Annotated in this window: 11 protein-coding genes; 2 read left to right on the top strand and 9 right to left on the bottom strand. The window is 67.6% G+C overall.

The window, feature by feature from the left end; genetic code table 11:
* Nucleotides 1-115 precede the first annotated feature (115 nt).
* The 4 genes from aspS to hisS all read right to left on the bottom strand — a co-directional run bounded on the left by aspS (nucleotide 116) and on the right by hisS (nucleotide 5,236).
* Nucleotides 116-2,062, bottom strand: coding sequence for an aspartate--tRNA ligase (aspS, locus tag ACZ5MC_RS01955; protein WP_306598579.1), 1,947 nt, complete (start codon nucleotides 2,060-2,062; stop codon nucleotides 116-118).
* A 33-nt stretch (nucleotides 2,063-2,095) separates the two neighbouring features.
* Entirely contained in the window at nucleotides 2,096-2,974 is an 879-nt protein-coding gene (locus ACZ5MC_RS01950) for an MBL fold metallo-hydrolase (protein WP_464516905.1), read from the bottom strand.
* A gap of 45 nt (nucleotides 2,975-3,019) precedes the next feature.
* A complete protein-coding gene (locus ACZ5MC_RS01945) occupies nucleotides 3,020-3,490 on the bottom strand; it encodes a MarR family winged helix-turn-helix transcriptional regulator (protein ID WP_306598577.1) in 471 nt (156 codons plus the stop codon).
* Between the two features lie 492 nt (nucleotides 3,491-3,982).
* Nucleotides 3,983-5,236 carry a histidine--tRNA ligase gene (gene hisS, locus ACZ5MC_RS01940; protein WP_306598575.1) on the bottom strand — a complete coding sequence of 418 codons (1,254 nt, stop codon included), beginning with the start codon at nucleotides 5,234-5,236 and terminating at the stop codon, nucleotides 3,983-3,985.
* Nucleotide 5,237: 1 nt separating this feature from the next.
* Here hisS and ACZ5MC_RS01935 point away from each other — a divergent pair, with 1 nt between their 5' ends.
* Nucleotides 5,238-6,032: an N-acetylmuramoyl-L-alanine amidase family protein gene (locus tag ACZ5MC_RS01935; protein WP_306598573.1), complete on the top strand. Its 795-nt coding sequence runs from the start codon at nucleotides 5,238-5,240 to the stop codon at nucleotides 6,030-6,032.
* A gap of 160 nt (nucleotides 6,033-6,192) precedes the next feature.
* Here ACZ5MC_RS01935 and ACZ5MC_RS01930 read toward each other — a convergent pair whose 3' ends face one another.
* Genes ACZ5MC_RS01930 through ACZ5MC_RS01920 form a run of 3 tightly spaced genes read right to left on the bottom strand, consistent with a single transcriptional unit; the run spans nucleotide 6,193 to nucleotide 9,942 of the window.
* Complete coding sequence (locus ACZ5MC_RS01930) at nucleotides 6,193-7,485, bottom strand: ABC transporter permease (protein WP_306598572.1); 1,293 nt, start codon at nucleotides 7,483-7,485, stop codon at nucleotides 6,193-6,195.
* A 12-nt stretch (nucleotides 7,486-7,497) separates the two neighbouring features.
* Nucleotides 7,498-8,724 carry an ABC transporter permease gene (locus ACZ5MC_RS01925; protein WP_306598571.1) on the bottom strand — a complete coding sequence of 409 codons (1,227 nt, stop codon included), beginning with the start codon at nucleotides 8,722-8,724 and terminating at the stop codon, nucleotides 7,498-7,500.
* Nucleotides 8,725-9,942 carry an efflux RND transporter periplasmic adaptor subunit gene (locus tag ACZ5MC_RS01920; protein WP_306598570.1) on the bottom strand — a complete coding sequence of 406 codons (1,218 nt, stop codon included), beginning with the start codon at nucleotides 9,940-9,942 and terminating at the stop codon, nucleotides 8,725-8,727.
* 164 nt (nucleotides 9,943-10,106) lie between these two features.
* Between ACZ5MC_RS01920 and ACZ5MC_RS01915 the strand changes: the two genes are divergently transcribed.
* Nucleotides 10,107-11,330: an MFS transporter gene (locus ACZ5MC_RS01915; protein WP_464516904.1), complete on the top strand. Its 1,224-nt coding sequence runs from the start codon at nucleotides 10,107-10,109 to the stop codon at nucleotides 11,328-11,330.
* A gap of 15 nt (nucleotides 11,331-11,345) precedes the next feature.
* On the opposite strand, the gene nuoD is transcribed toward ACZ5MC_RS01915, so the two are convergent.
* Nucleotides 11,346-12,557: an NADH dehydrogenase (quinone) subunit D gene (gene nuoD / locus ACZ5MC_RS01910; RefSeq protein ID WP_306598568.1), complete on the bottom strand. Its 1,212-nt coding sequence runs from the start codon at nucleotides 12,555-12,557 to the stop codon at nucleotides 11,346-11,348.
* A complete protein-coding gene (locus ACZ5MC_RS01905; protein WP_306598567.1) occupies nucleotides 12,550-13,047 on the bottom strand; it encodes an NADH-quinone oxidoreductase subunit C in 498 nt (165 codons plus the stop codon). The genes nuoD and ACZ5MC_RS01905 overlap by 8 nt, the downstream gene beginning before the upstream one ends.
* Between the last annotated feature and the right edge of the window lie 2 nt (nucleotides 13,048-13,049).

Here is a 13,049-nt window from a genome sequence, read left to right as displayed (position 1 = left end):
TTCAGCCGGCCCCATGGCCATCACCCGCCTCGATAGGGCGCGGGGAATGGGCGGGGTTGAAGGCGAAGGATCGCATGGACGGAAGTATGACCGGGGAGGTCATGACCCGCAAGGGTCAGAGGCGGGTGGTCTCGACCTTGACCACTTCGCCGTCCAGCACCAGGGTGCTGGTGGAGGTGGGGGCGTTGGCCGTGAGGGTGCGCAGGGCGCCCAGGGGGGCCTGGTATTCGGCGGGCACGCTCTCGAAGAACATGACGCCGGCCTTCCACTGCTGGGCCTGCTCGATCTGGATGCGCAGCTCCTTGAGCTGGCGGGGGTCCACCGGGGACGGGGCGCTGGTCATGAGGCAGCGGGCCTGGGCGGTCTTGGGGAAGGCGATGACCTCCCGGATGTTGGAGGCGCCCACCAGGAGCATCACCAGGCGGTCCAGGCCCAGGGCGATGCCGCCGTGGGGCGGGGCGCCGAAAGACAGGGCGTTGAGCAGATAGCCGAACTGCTCCTGGGCCAGTTCCACGCTCATGCCGATGGCCTTGAACATGCGGCTCTGGGTCTCGGCGTCGTGGATCCGGATGGAGCCGCCGCCCAGCTCGAAGCCGTTGAGGATGACGTCGTAGGCCTGGGCCCGGCACCTGCCGGGATCGGTTTCGAGGAGGTCCAGGTCGTCGGGGTGGGGGCTGGTGAAGGGGTGGTGGCAGGCGATGAAGCGGCCGGCCTCCTCGCTCCACTCCAGCAGGGGGAAGTCCACCACCCACAGGAATTCAAACTTGGATTCGTCGATGAGCTCCAGGGCCCGGGCCAGGCGCAGGCGCACTTCGCCCAGGACCTTGGAAGTCTGGTCGTCCGGTCCCACGGCGAAAACCGCCAGGCCTTCGCCCGTGACGCCCAGGGCCGACCTGAGGGCCTCCTCCTGGGCGGGGTCCACGAACTTCTTGAAGCTGGAGCCGAAGCCGTCCTTGCCCCACTTGGCGTAGGGGAGGCCGCCGGCGCCCAGGTGCTTGGCCACGTCCTGCAGTTCGTCCAGCTGCTTGCGGCTGTAGGCGCCCGCCTGGGGCCCCTCGAAGAAGAGGGCCCGCACGCGGCGCTGCCCATTGCTTTCGGAGGCCGCCCGGAAGAGGTTGAAGCCGCTCTCCGCGAAGAGCGCCGTCACGTCCTGGATGCGCACCTTGCAGCGGGTGTCGGGCTTGTCGGAGCCGTACCACTCCATGGCGTCCTTGTAGGGCAGCCGGGGGAAGGGGGCCTCCACCTTGCGGCCCACCAGGGCGGCCAGCTCCACCAGGAGCGGCTCCATGATGTCCTGGATGTCCTGGGCCCGCACGAAGCTCATCTCCACGTCCACCTGGGTGAACTCGGGCTGGCGGTCCGCCCGCAGGTCCTCGTCCCGGAAGCAGCGGCAGATCTGCACGTAGCGCTCGAAGCCGGCCACCTGCAGGAGCTGCTTGTAGAGCTGGGGGGACTGCGGGAGGGCGAAGAACTCGCCCGGGTGCACCCGCGAGGGGACCAGGTAGTCCCGGGCCCCTTCCGGAGAGGACTTGCCCAGGATGGGGGTCTCGACTTCCACGAAGTCGTTCCTGCGGAAGTAGGACCGGACGATCTGGGTGACCTCGCTGCGCAGGATCAGGCTGCGCTGGAGGCTCTCCCGGCGCAGGTCCAGGAAGCGCCACTTCAGGCGCAGGTCCTCGTTGGCCTCCGCGCTGTCGTCCAGGGGGATGGGCGGGGTCTGGGCGGTGTTGAGGATGCGCAGGCTGGTGAGCCGCACCTCGATGTCGCCGGTGGGCATGTTGGGGTTCTTCTGCTCCCGTTCGGCCACCACGCCCTCGGCGGCCAGGACGAACTCGCTGCGAACCTCCTTGAGGCGGGCCAGGAGCTCGGGGGGCACCTCGGTCTCGTTGGCCACCAGCTGCACGAGGCCCCAGCGGTCCCGCAGGTCGAGGAAGACCAGGGAGCCCAGGTTCCGCACCCGTTTGCACCAGCCCAGGAGCCGCACCTGCCTGCCTGCGTCCGGGAGGCGCAGGTCGCCGTTGCGGTGGGTACGTTGGAAGTCGCCGAGCCGATCGAGTTTCATAGCCTATTAGAATCGCACCCGGAGCCCGGTTTCTCAAGGCTTGGGTACGCGCCCCGGCCCCTTGCCGCTGGCCCCCGCGAACAGGGATTCCCAGGATACGAAGCCGGGGCTGGGCTTGAAGTCCGCCCAGGCCGCCGTGTCGAAGCCCGCCGCCAGGGCCGCCGGCGCCAGGTCGGGATGGGCCTTCACATGGGCCTGGAGGGCCCGGAGGAAGTCCCGCAGGCGAAGCAGGTCCTTTTTCGCCGCCACGGGGCCGTGGCCGGGGATGATCTTCGTGCCGTCCGGCAACCAGGTCGCGAGGTTGTCCAGGGTGGCCACCAGGCCGTCCAGGCTCCCGCCGCTCTGGGTGTCGATGAAGGGGAGGGCCCCGTTGAAGAAGAGGTCCCCCATGGCCAGCACCAGCTCCTGGGGGTAGCCGAAGATCGTGTCCCCGTCCGTGTGGCCCGGGGCCAGGTGGAGCAGATGGAACTCCGAGGCGCCCAGGTGCAGGTCCATGCGGGCGCGCAGGGCCGGGTTCTCCTCGCCGTAGCAGATGGCGGGCAGCCCGGCCTGCTGGGTCCTGGCCAGCCGGGCCCGGACGTTGGCGTGGGCCACCAGGGTCACCCCCTGCTTCTCCATCCAGGCGTTGGCCCCCACGTGGTCCCGGTGGACGTGGGTGTTCACGAGGTACCGGACGGGCTTGTCGGTGACGGTGCGCACGGCCTGCAGAAGCCCGGGCGCGCCCGCCTCGAAGCGGCCGTCCACCAGGAGGGCCGCGTCGGCGGCCACGAAGAGGCCCACGTTGCCCCCTTCCCCGAAGATCGCGTAGGCATGGTCCGTGAGCTTTTCCACCCGTTGGGGCGCAGGCTCGGCCGCTATCAGGGGGACGAAAGCCAGGGCCGCCACGAGGGCCCAAAGGTTCGCGAATCGCATAACGCCTCCGGAGCGGCCATTATAAGCCGGTCCGGAGGCGGGGGACTACGAGACGGAGGGGAGCTTCCCGGGCCCTTCGACCGCGTGCTGGGGCCGGATGGGTACGCCGGGCAGGTCGTTGGCGACCATCACGTCCAGGTTCCGCATGTACTTGCAGAGCAATTCCCGCAGAGCGGAGGTCTCCTCCTCGGTCATGTTCCCCTCGGCCTGGGCGCGGAGCCCCTCGCCGATGCCCGCGAGGTTCTCGCAGAGGGTGACGCCCTCCGGAGTCAGCCGGATGCGGATCCGCCGGCCATGGTTGGGGTCGGGTCCGACCACGAGGTACCCCCGCTGGGTCATCTGCTGGACCATGCGGGAGACGGTGGGGTTGTCCATCCACATGGCCCGGGCCAGTTCGCCCAGGGACAAGGGCGCCGCCTTGGAGATGACCAGGAGCATCCAGAAGTGGTGCGGAGTCAGATCGAGGGGAACGACCTTGCCCGCCACGAGCTGTCGGATGGAGCGTCTGGCCGCCACGATCAGCATTCCGATATTTGAAACCGCCAATCCGACTTCCGATGAGTTAGACATTTCCCAAACCTCCCGTTGATGAGGGATCCAACGTAGTAAATTGTCTTCCCAAACGAAGGCTTGTCAATGAAATTTTAATGACAAATTTTACCCGAATCGCAAGAATGTCTCATGGCCAAAATCACAAAGAGCATTAACCATATTGAAATTAACAATGATTAACAAACTATTTTGGATTGCCTAGTGCTATGTCCAGGCGCTTTTGATTAATATTGAGTCTCATATCTAATGTAATTTTTAGAATATTTCATTTTGCAAAACTCATGCGACCTCCCGGCCAACGGGTGGCACGAATGTTGAAATCGCGATATGCCTATATTATTTAATAAATTTTTTATTTAACAAAATTTAACAATTCGAGGCGAGGACCTTCCCGGGCCTCCGGCGTGCCCCATTGTGACAATTAACCTGCCATTCCTTCGGGCGCTGGGTGCGGCGTCAGCCGCGGAGGTCCGCCAGACGCTCCTGGACCGTGTCCAGGGCCCAGGTCTCCTGGGTTCCGGCGGTCAGGTCCTTCACCGCCACCATGCCCTGGTCCAGCTCCCCGTCGCCCAGGATCAGCGCCAGGGGCGCCCCCTGGCGGTTGGCGGTGGTGAGGGCGGTCTTGAGCTTCACCCCCCGGGTCTCCAGGACCACGTCGAGACCGGCGGCCCACCAGCCGCGCGCCAGCTCCAGGGCCTTGAGGGTCGCCACCGGGCCAAGGGGGATGAGGACGGGCGGGGCCTGCCGGGGGGCCTTGCCGTGCAGCTGCTGCATGAGGGTCACCAGGCGGTCGAGACCGATGGACCAGCCGAAGGCCGCCACCTGGGGGCCGCCCAGCTGCTTGACCAGGCCGTCGTAGCGCCCGCCTCCCAGGAGGGCCGACTGGGCCCCCAGATCCGTGGAGAGGACTTCGAAGGCCGTGCGGGTGTAGTAGTCCAGGCCCCGCACCAGCCGGGGGTTCTCCTCGAAGGGAAGCCCCAGGGTGGTGAGGATCTCCTTCAGGCGCACGTGGTGCTCGAGGGAGGCCGGGTCCAGGAAGTCCACCAGGACCGGGTGGCCCTCCAGGGCGGCCTGGCACCGGGCGTTCTTGCAGTCGAGGACCCGCAGGGGGTTCTCCTCGATGCGGCGGTGGCAGTCCTCGCAGAACTCCGCCTCGCGGGTGCGGAAGAAGGCCCGGAAGGCCTCGTGGAAGGCCGGCCGGCACTCGGGGGTGCCCACGGAGTTGATGCTGAAGGTCAGCTGGGCCAGGCCCAGTTCCCGCAGGAAGTCGTAGAGCATGACCAGGGACTCGGCCTCGGATTCCGGGGTGGACACCTGGAAGCTTTCGGCGCCGATCTGCCAGAACTGCCGGTATCTTCCCGCCTGCATCCGCTCGTAGCGGAACATGGGGCCGATGTAGTAGAGGAGCTGGGGGTCGCTGGTGGCCAGGAGCTGGTGCTGGATCACGGCCCGCACCACGCCGGCGGTGTTCTCGGGGCGCATGGCCACGTGGCGCTTGCCCTTGTCGAAGAAGTCGTACATCTCCTTGTGGACGATGTCGCTGCTCTCGCCGACGCTGCGCTTGAAGACCTCGATCTCCTCGAGGATGGGGGTCCGGATCTCGGAATAGCCGTGCCGGTGGAACGACCGCCTTACGGTATCCTCGATACGCTGGAACCAGTCCAGTTCGCCACCAAACAGATCACGAGTGCCTTTAACGGATTGGGCCATCTTGAAACTCCACGGAATCCTGCCGCTTCTCTTTCCTAGCCTACTGGCACTGGCGCAAACTCCCAAGCTTCCTTCCGGGGAGGGCCGCCTCCTGGTCTACGTGGACCCGGGCCACGGCGGCGAGGACGTGGGCGCAAAGGGGGCCAAGGGGCTCAAGGAGAAGGACGCGGTGCTGGACCTCGCGGAGGCCCTGGTGAAGGAACTGGAGCAGTGCGGCATGGAGGCCCGGCTCACCCGCGGGGACGACACCTTCGTGGGACTCTGGGACCGGGCCCGCATCGCCAACCAGGCCGGGGCCGACCTCTTCATCAGCCTCCACCTGAACGCCGCCCGGGCCCGGCAGGCCAAGGGGTCCGAGGTCTATTTCCTGACCCTGGGAGCAGGGGACGGGGAAGCGGCGGAGATCGCCGCCCAGGAGAACGGACCCGAGGCCCGCGCCGGCCACGCCAACCCGGACAACGTGGTGGCCGGCATCCTGGACACGCTCAGCCAGGAGGCCTTCCTGCGGGACTCCGAGCGTCTGGCCGTGGCCATCCAGGGCCAGCTCAACAAGCTGGGCGGGATCAAGCAGCGGGGCGTCAAGCAGGCCCCCTTCGTGGTGCTGCGGGGCGCCGCCATGCCCGCGGTGCTGGTGGAGACGGTCTTCATCTCGAATCCCAGGGAGGAGGTCAAGCTGAGGGACCCCGCCTTCCTGCGCAAGGCGGCGCAGGCCATCACCCAGGGGGTGCGCCACTATTTCGCCGGCGCCGACGGCACGCCCAGGCGGAATTCCGTGGAGGGGGCCAGGCTGCCCTAGAAGGGGAATGCCTCGGGTCCTTCCCCGGCGAACCTCGGCCTCTCGGCCACCCCGGCGAGGCCGTTCTTCTCATTGCTCTTGCGGCGCATGGATTACAATTCGCGGAAGTGGCATGCAACAAGAGGCATCGCCGAGGTGGCCGAGGAAGATGACGATTTGGCTATTCGTACCTCAGGGCCTCGATGGGGTCCTGCTTGGCGGCCTTGAGCGCGGGCCACATGCCGAAGCCCAGGCCGATGGCGGTGCTGATGCCGAAGCCCAGGACCACGCTCCACAAGGGGGCAGCGGCGGGGAAGTCGAAGGTGAAGCGCACCAGGAAGGCCACGGCGAAGCCCGTGGCGATGCCCAGCGCTCCGCCGCAGCAGGTGAGGGTCACGGCCTCCACCAGGAACTGGGCGGCGATGTCCTTGCGGGTGGCGCCCATGGCCTTGCGCACGCCGATCTCCCGGGTGCGCTCGGTCACGCTCACCAGCATGATGTTCATGATGCCCACCCCGCCCACCAGGAGCGCGATGCCGGCGATGAAGATCATGGCGATGGCGATGGATCCCGTGACCTGCTGGAAGGTCTGGAGGGTCTCCTCGCTGGTGAAGATGGCGAAGTCGTTGGCCTGGTGGGCCCGCAGCCCCCGGTGCTGGCGGAGGATGGCCACCTCCTGGTCGGTCATGTCGTGCACGAAGGCCGGGTCCTTGGGCACCGTGGCGATGTGCAGGGTGTCCCCGTTGCCGTTCTTCACCTCTGGGAACATCTCGTCGAAGACCGACAGCGGGATGAGCAGGAAGTTGTCGGCGCTGCCGCCCATCTGGGAGCCCTTCTTCTCCAGCACCCCGATGACGTGGAGCGGGACGCCCTGGAGCAGGACCTCGCGGCCCACCGGATCCCGTCCCGGAAAGAGGGCCTTGACCACGTCGTACCCGATCACACAGGTGTGGGAGGCGTGGGAGACGTCGGTTTCCGAGAAGAAGCGGCCGTCCTCCAGGGTGGAGTTGTTGGCCAGGAGGTAGTCCGGGACCACCCCGGCGATGGTGGGGCCGTTGGCCTCGGCGCCCTCGCGGTTCTTCACGGAGGTGGTGGCGGTGGCCGCGCCCAGGTAGCGCTCCGGGGACACGGCGGCGGCGAGGGTGGCCAGGCGCTTCAGGGCCGCGGCGTCGTCCAGGGTGAGGTTTCGCCGGCGCCGCTGCTCCTCGGGGATCAGCTCGGGGGGCCCGCCGAAGCGCGGTTCGAACTTCTGGAACTGCACGAGGGTGGTGCCGAAGGTGGAGAAGGCGCCGGTGATGGCCTCGTTGAAGCCCGCCACGAAGCTGACCATGGCGATGACGGTGGCCACGCCGGCCACGATGCCGAGCAGGGTCAGGAAGCTCCGCAGCTTCTGGGTGATGATGGCCCGGAAGGCGAAGAGCATGTTCTCCTTGCCTAGGGCGTGGACGAGGGCGCTGTTCCTGATGAAGTCCATCCTGGGCCCCTCCTATTCGGCCCGGAGGGCGTCGATGACGGGCAGGTTCGAGGCGCGCCTGGCGGGCAGGAAGCCCGCGGCCAGGCCGATCAGGGTGGAGACGGTGACGCTCGAAGCCACGATGCCCAGGGTGATCTGGGCCGGGAAGCCCCCCACGGTGCGCACGAGCCAGGCCACCAGGGCCCCCGCCATCACCCCCACGACGCCCCCGCACAGGCTCAGAAGGCAGGCTTCCAGGAGGAACTGCCTCCGGATGTCCCGCTTGCGCGCGCCGATGGCCATGCGGATGCCGATCTCGGTGGTGCGCTCCACGACGCTCACCAGCATGATGTTCATGATGACGATGCCGCCCACCCCCAGGCTCACGGAGGACACCAGCAGCATGAGCACGAAGGCGGCCTGGCTGATCTGCTTCCACAGTTCCTGCAGGGAGTCCTGGGTCATGATGCCGAAGGGGTCCGGGTCCCGGTAGGCGGTGTGGCGCATGGCCCGCATGAGCGAGCGCACCTCGGAGACCGCGTCGTCCAGGTCCGCCACCCCGCCCCGAGCCTCCACCTGGATGTTCAGGGAGTCCTTGGCGCCCATGAAGTTCTTCCGGTAGACCTGGATGGGCAGGCACACGATGCTGTCCCGGCTGAAGCCCAGGGAGCGCCCCTGGCGCGGGAACAGGCCGATGATGCGGAAGGGGAGCCCCCGGATGAGGAGGGTCTTGCCCATGGGGTCGACGCCGGGGAACAGCTCCTCCCTCACGTCCATGCCGATGACGGCCACGTTGGCGGCCAGGTCGTTCTCGTTCTCGTTGAAGTAGCGCCCGTCCTCGAACTCGAACTTGAAGAGCCCGGCGAAGTTCGCCGTGGAGCCCACCACCGTCACGTTCTTCAGGTGCCGGGGTCCCGAGTCCACCCGCAGCGACTTCACCGCCCGGGTGCTCACCCGGGACACGTGGGGCAGGTTGGCCCCCGAGATGCGCTCGAAGTCCGTCCAGGTGAGCAGGGGCCGCTTGAAGGCCAGGAGGAAGTCATGGCGCGACTGGATGATCCCGAAGCGGTCCACCATGAACACGTCCGGCGCCAGCCGGATCACCTTCTCCTTCACGTAGGTGTCCAGCCCGGAGATGACCGCCACCACGCCCACGATGGTGGTCACGCCGATGATGACCCCCAGGAGCGTGAGGAAGCTCCGCAGCTTGTGGGCCCGGAGGGCCCGCAGGGCGGAAAGGAACAGCTCGGTGAGCTGCATTCAGCTTTCCTTCTTGTCGGTCTTCTTCTTCTTCTCGACGCGGATGTCCTCGCCGCCCTTGAGCTCGCGCAGGGCCTTGAAGGGCCCCGTGACCAGGCTCTCGCCGCCCTTCAGCCCGGAGATCACCTCCACGTTCAGCTCACCCATGAGGCCGGTCTTGAGGGGCCTGAAGGCCGCCTTGCCGCCCTCCATCACGTAGACGCCCTCCTCCTCCCGGGGGGCGCCCGGCGCGAAGGTCTCGCCCTTCTTCAGCTTGATGTCCCGCATGACCAGGGCCTGGAGGGGGATGGCCAGCACCTGGTCCCGGTTCCCGGTGAAGATGTCGGCCTGGTTCGAGAGGCCGGGCTTGATGGTGGAGGGCGGATTCTTGATCTGCACCTTCACCTTGAACTTGATCGCCTCGTTGACGTTGGTCTGGACGATGGGGGAGCCGCCCACCTCGGTGACCACGCCGTCGAACACCTGGTTGGGGTAGGCGTCGATGCGCACCTGGGCGGCCTGGCCCGTCTTCACGGTGGGGATGGAGGCCTCGTCCACCTCCATCTCGGCCTCCACCCGGCTCATGTCCGAGATGGTGACCAGGACGGTGCCGGGCTGGTTCTGCAGGCCGATGACGGCCGTCTCCCCCAGCTCGATGCGCTTGGCGGTGACCACGCCGTCCATGGGCGCCAGGATCCGGGTCTTGTTCAGGGCGTCCTGGCCCCCGGCGAGGTCGGCCCGGGACTGGGCCACCCGCTGCTGGGCGCTGTCGAAGGCGGTCTGGGCGGTGCGCAGGGCCGTGGAGGCCTGGTCGAAGTCGCTCTGGGAGGTGATTCCGGCCTTGTGGTTGGCCGAGGCCCGGGCGAAGTCCTTGCGGGCCTGCTCCAGGCGGGCCCGGGCGGTCTCGAAGTCGTGGGCCATGGCCTGGGAGGCCGAGCGCAGGCTCTCCACGGCGGCCTTGGAGCGGATGTTGTCGATCTCCAGGAGCAGGTCCCCCTTCTTGACGACGTCCCCCTCCTTGACCTTGAGGGCCGTGACCTGGCCCATGACGTTGGCCGTGATGTCCACCTTGACCACCGCCTGGATCTTCCCGTTGGCGCTGACCTTGGCCTGGATGTTCTCCCGGGCCACCGTGGCCACCTGGACCGGAACGCCCTTGTCGCCGCGGCTCGCGGCGATGCCCACGGCCACGATCACGGCCAGTCCCCCGCCCAGGATCCACATCTGCTTTGGCTTCATGTATACGTCCTCCTGGACCAGGGCCCACCTCTAGGTAACGCCCGGACCGCATCTTCCGTTTAGTTAATCATGCTCCAGGTTCTGCCCCGGAGGGGAGCCCCCGAATAAAGCCCGGTTGGAACCTTCGTCACTCTATAATTTAGGAATCACCGCCCTGGAGCCCCATGTCCCGCCTGTCCGAGTCGCTCCGCTCCCTGGGGTTCCGCAATTTCCGGCTCTTCTTCACGGGACAGCTGGTGTCGCTGGTGGGCACCTGGATGCAGAGCGTCGCCCTGTCGTGGCTGGTGTACCGGCTCACCGGGCAGGCCACGCTCCTGGGGCTGGTGGCCTTCGCCAGCCAGGCCCCCATCTTCCTCCTGGGCAGCTTCGGCGGCGTGCTGGCGGACCGGGTGGATCCCCGGCGCCTCCTGGTCTTCACCCAGGCCCTTCAGATGGTGCAGGCCTTCCTCCTGGGCTGGCTGACCCTGGCCGGCCGGGTCCGGCCCTGGGAGATCATCGTGCTGGCCGTGGGCCTGGGCATCGTCAACGCCTTCGACCTCCCGGCCCGCCAGGTGCTGGTGGCCAGCACCGTGGACCGGGACCACCTGCCCAACGCCATCGCCCTCAATTCCTCCATCTTCCACGGCTCGCGCGTGGTGGGGCCCGCCGTGGCCGGCCTGATGGTGGCCGCCATCGGGGAAGGCTGGTGCTTCCTGGTCAACGGCGTGAGCTTCCTGGCGGCCATCACCGGCCTGCTCATGATGGACCTGCCCCCCTGGGTCTCCCGCACGGACCACCCGCCCGTGCTGGACCACATCGTGGAAGGCGTCCGGTACGTCCACGGGAACCGGGAGCTCAGGCTCCTGTTCTTCCTCCTGGGCGTCGTCTGCCTCCTGGGCATGCCCTACGCCGTGCTGATGCCCATCTTCGCCGACGGGATCCTCCACGGAGGCCCCAGGGCCCTGGGCCTCCTGATGGGCGGCTCGGGGGTGGGCGCCGTCCTGGGCGCCGCCGTGCTGGCCGGCCGCAGGAGCATCCACGGCCTGGAGCGCATCGCCTACCTGGGCGCCACCGCCGCCGGCATCGCCCTGGCCGCCTTCGCCTACTCCAAGGTCCTGTGGCTGTCGCTGGTCCTCATCGTCCCCGTGGGCGGCGCCATGGTGGCCCACATGACCAGCAACAACACCCTGGTGCAGGTGTTGATCCCCGACGAGATGCGGGGCCGGGTCATGGCCTTCCACGCCATGGTCTTCACGGCGGCCATGCCCATCGGCGCGCTGCTGGAGGGCCTCCTGGCCAACCACATCGGCGCCCCCGCGACCGTGGCGCTGGGGGGCTTCGGTTGCGTGATCGGAGCGTGGTTCTTCGCCGTGCGGTTCCCGGCGGGGAAGTTCGAAGGCAGGGCCTGAGAAACGGACGGGCCGCTACCGGTCCAGCTCGCCCGCGATGATGTTCATCGCCCCCAGGATGGATACGGCATCGGCGATCAGCCTCCCCTTCACCTGCTCGTCGAAGCTGCTGAAGATGGGGAAGCAGGGCGGCCGCACGTGGATCCGGTACGGCGCCTTGGTGCCGTCCGACACCAGGTAGAACCCCAGCTCGCCGTTGGCGGCTTCCGTCGCGCTGTACACCTCGCCCACCGGCATGTCGATGCCGTGCATGATGAGCTTGAAGTGGTGGATCAGGCTCTCCATGCGGGTGTAGACCTTCTCCTTGGGAGGGAGGGCGATCTTGTAGTCGTCGATGATGACGGGCCCCGGGCCGATCTCCTTGAGCTTCGCCAGGCACTGGCGGACGATGCGGAAGGACTGGCGCATCTCCTCGGTGCGGACCAGGTAGCGGTCGTACACGTCGCCGGTGGTGCCCACGGGCACGTCGAAGTCGTAGGTCTCGTAGTCCAGGTAGGGCTGGGCCACGCGCAGGTCCTGGGCGACGCCGGCGGCGCGCAGGCAGGGGCCGGTGTAGCCCCAGCTGATGGCGTTCTCGGGCGTGATGGCGCCGACGCCCTTGGTGCGGTCGGCCCAGATGGGGTTGTGGGTGAGCAGGCGCTCCATCTCGTCCACGGCCCGGGGGCAGCTCTCCAGGAACTGCTCGCACAGGGGCTCGAACTCCGCCGGGATGTCCCGGAAGAGGCCGCCGATGCGGGTGAAGCTGGAGTGGAGGCGCTGGCCGGCCATCATCTCGAACAGGTCGTAGATGGTCTCCCGCTCCTTGAAGAGGTACAGGAAGGCGGTGAAGGCCCCGATGTCCACGGCGTTGATGCCGATGCACACCAGGTGGTCCCCGATGCGCGCCAGCTCGGAGCAGAGCACGCGCAGCACGCGGCTCCGGGGGGGATCCTGGATGCCCAGGAGCTTTTCCACCGCGAGGGTGTAGCCCACGTTGTTCATGAGGGAGCTGCAGTAGTTCAGGCGGTCCGTGAGGGGGATGAACTGCTGGTAGGTGAGGTTCTCCCCCAGCTTCTCCACGCCCCGGTGCAGGTAGCCGATCTGCGGGGTGGCCTTGACGATGATCTCGCCCTCGAGCTCCAGGACGATGTGCAGGGTGCCGTGGGTCACCGGGTGGGAGGGGCCCATATTGACGATCATGCGATCGCTGTCGGAGGTGCGGGTGGGTTCCACGTTCAGCTCAGCCATTGAGGGATCTCGCGTCGGGGGCGTAGGACACGCCGATGTCCTGGCTGCAGAAGGCGTCGCCGCCGTCCAGGGGGTAGTCCTTGCGCAGGGGGTGCCCGGGGTAGTCCTCCCACATGAGCAGGCGCCGGGGGTCGGGATGGCCGTCGAAGGGGATCCCGAACATGTCGGCCACCTCGCGCTCGGACCAGTCGGCGGACTTGAACCGGGCCGTCAGGCTGGGCACGGACTCCTGGTCGGCCACGCGCACCTTCAGGCGCAGGCGCTCCTGGCTGGCGAGGTTCAGCAGGTGGTAGACCACGTCGAAGCGGGGGTCCCGCTGCCCGCCGTCCACCGCCGTGACGTCCATGAGCTGCTGGAAGCCCTCCCGGTAGATGAAGTCCACCACCTCGAGCAGGCGTTCCCGGCCCACCACGATGGTCTGGTCGCCCCGGAAGGCGTGCCGGTCAAGGATGGCTCCGGGGAGCTGTTCGTCGATGCGTTCGATCACCATGC

Source organism: Mesoterricola sp. JemC181 (assembly GCF_055384585.1).
The sequence above is the reverse complement of the archived record's forward strand: the minus strand, read 5'-3'. Positions and strand labels throughout refer to the sequence as shown.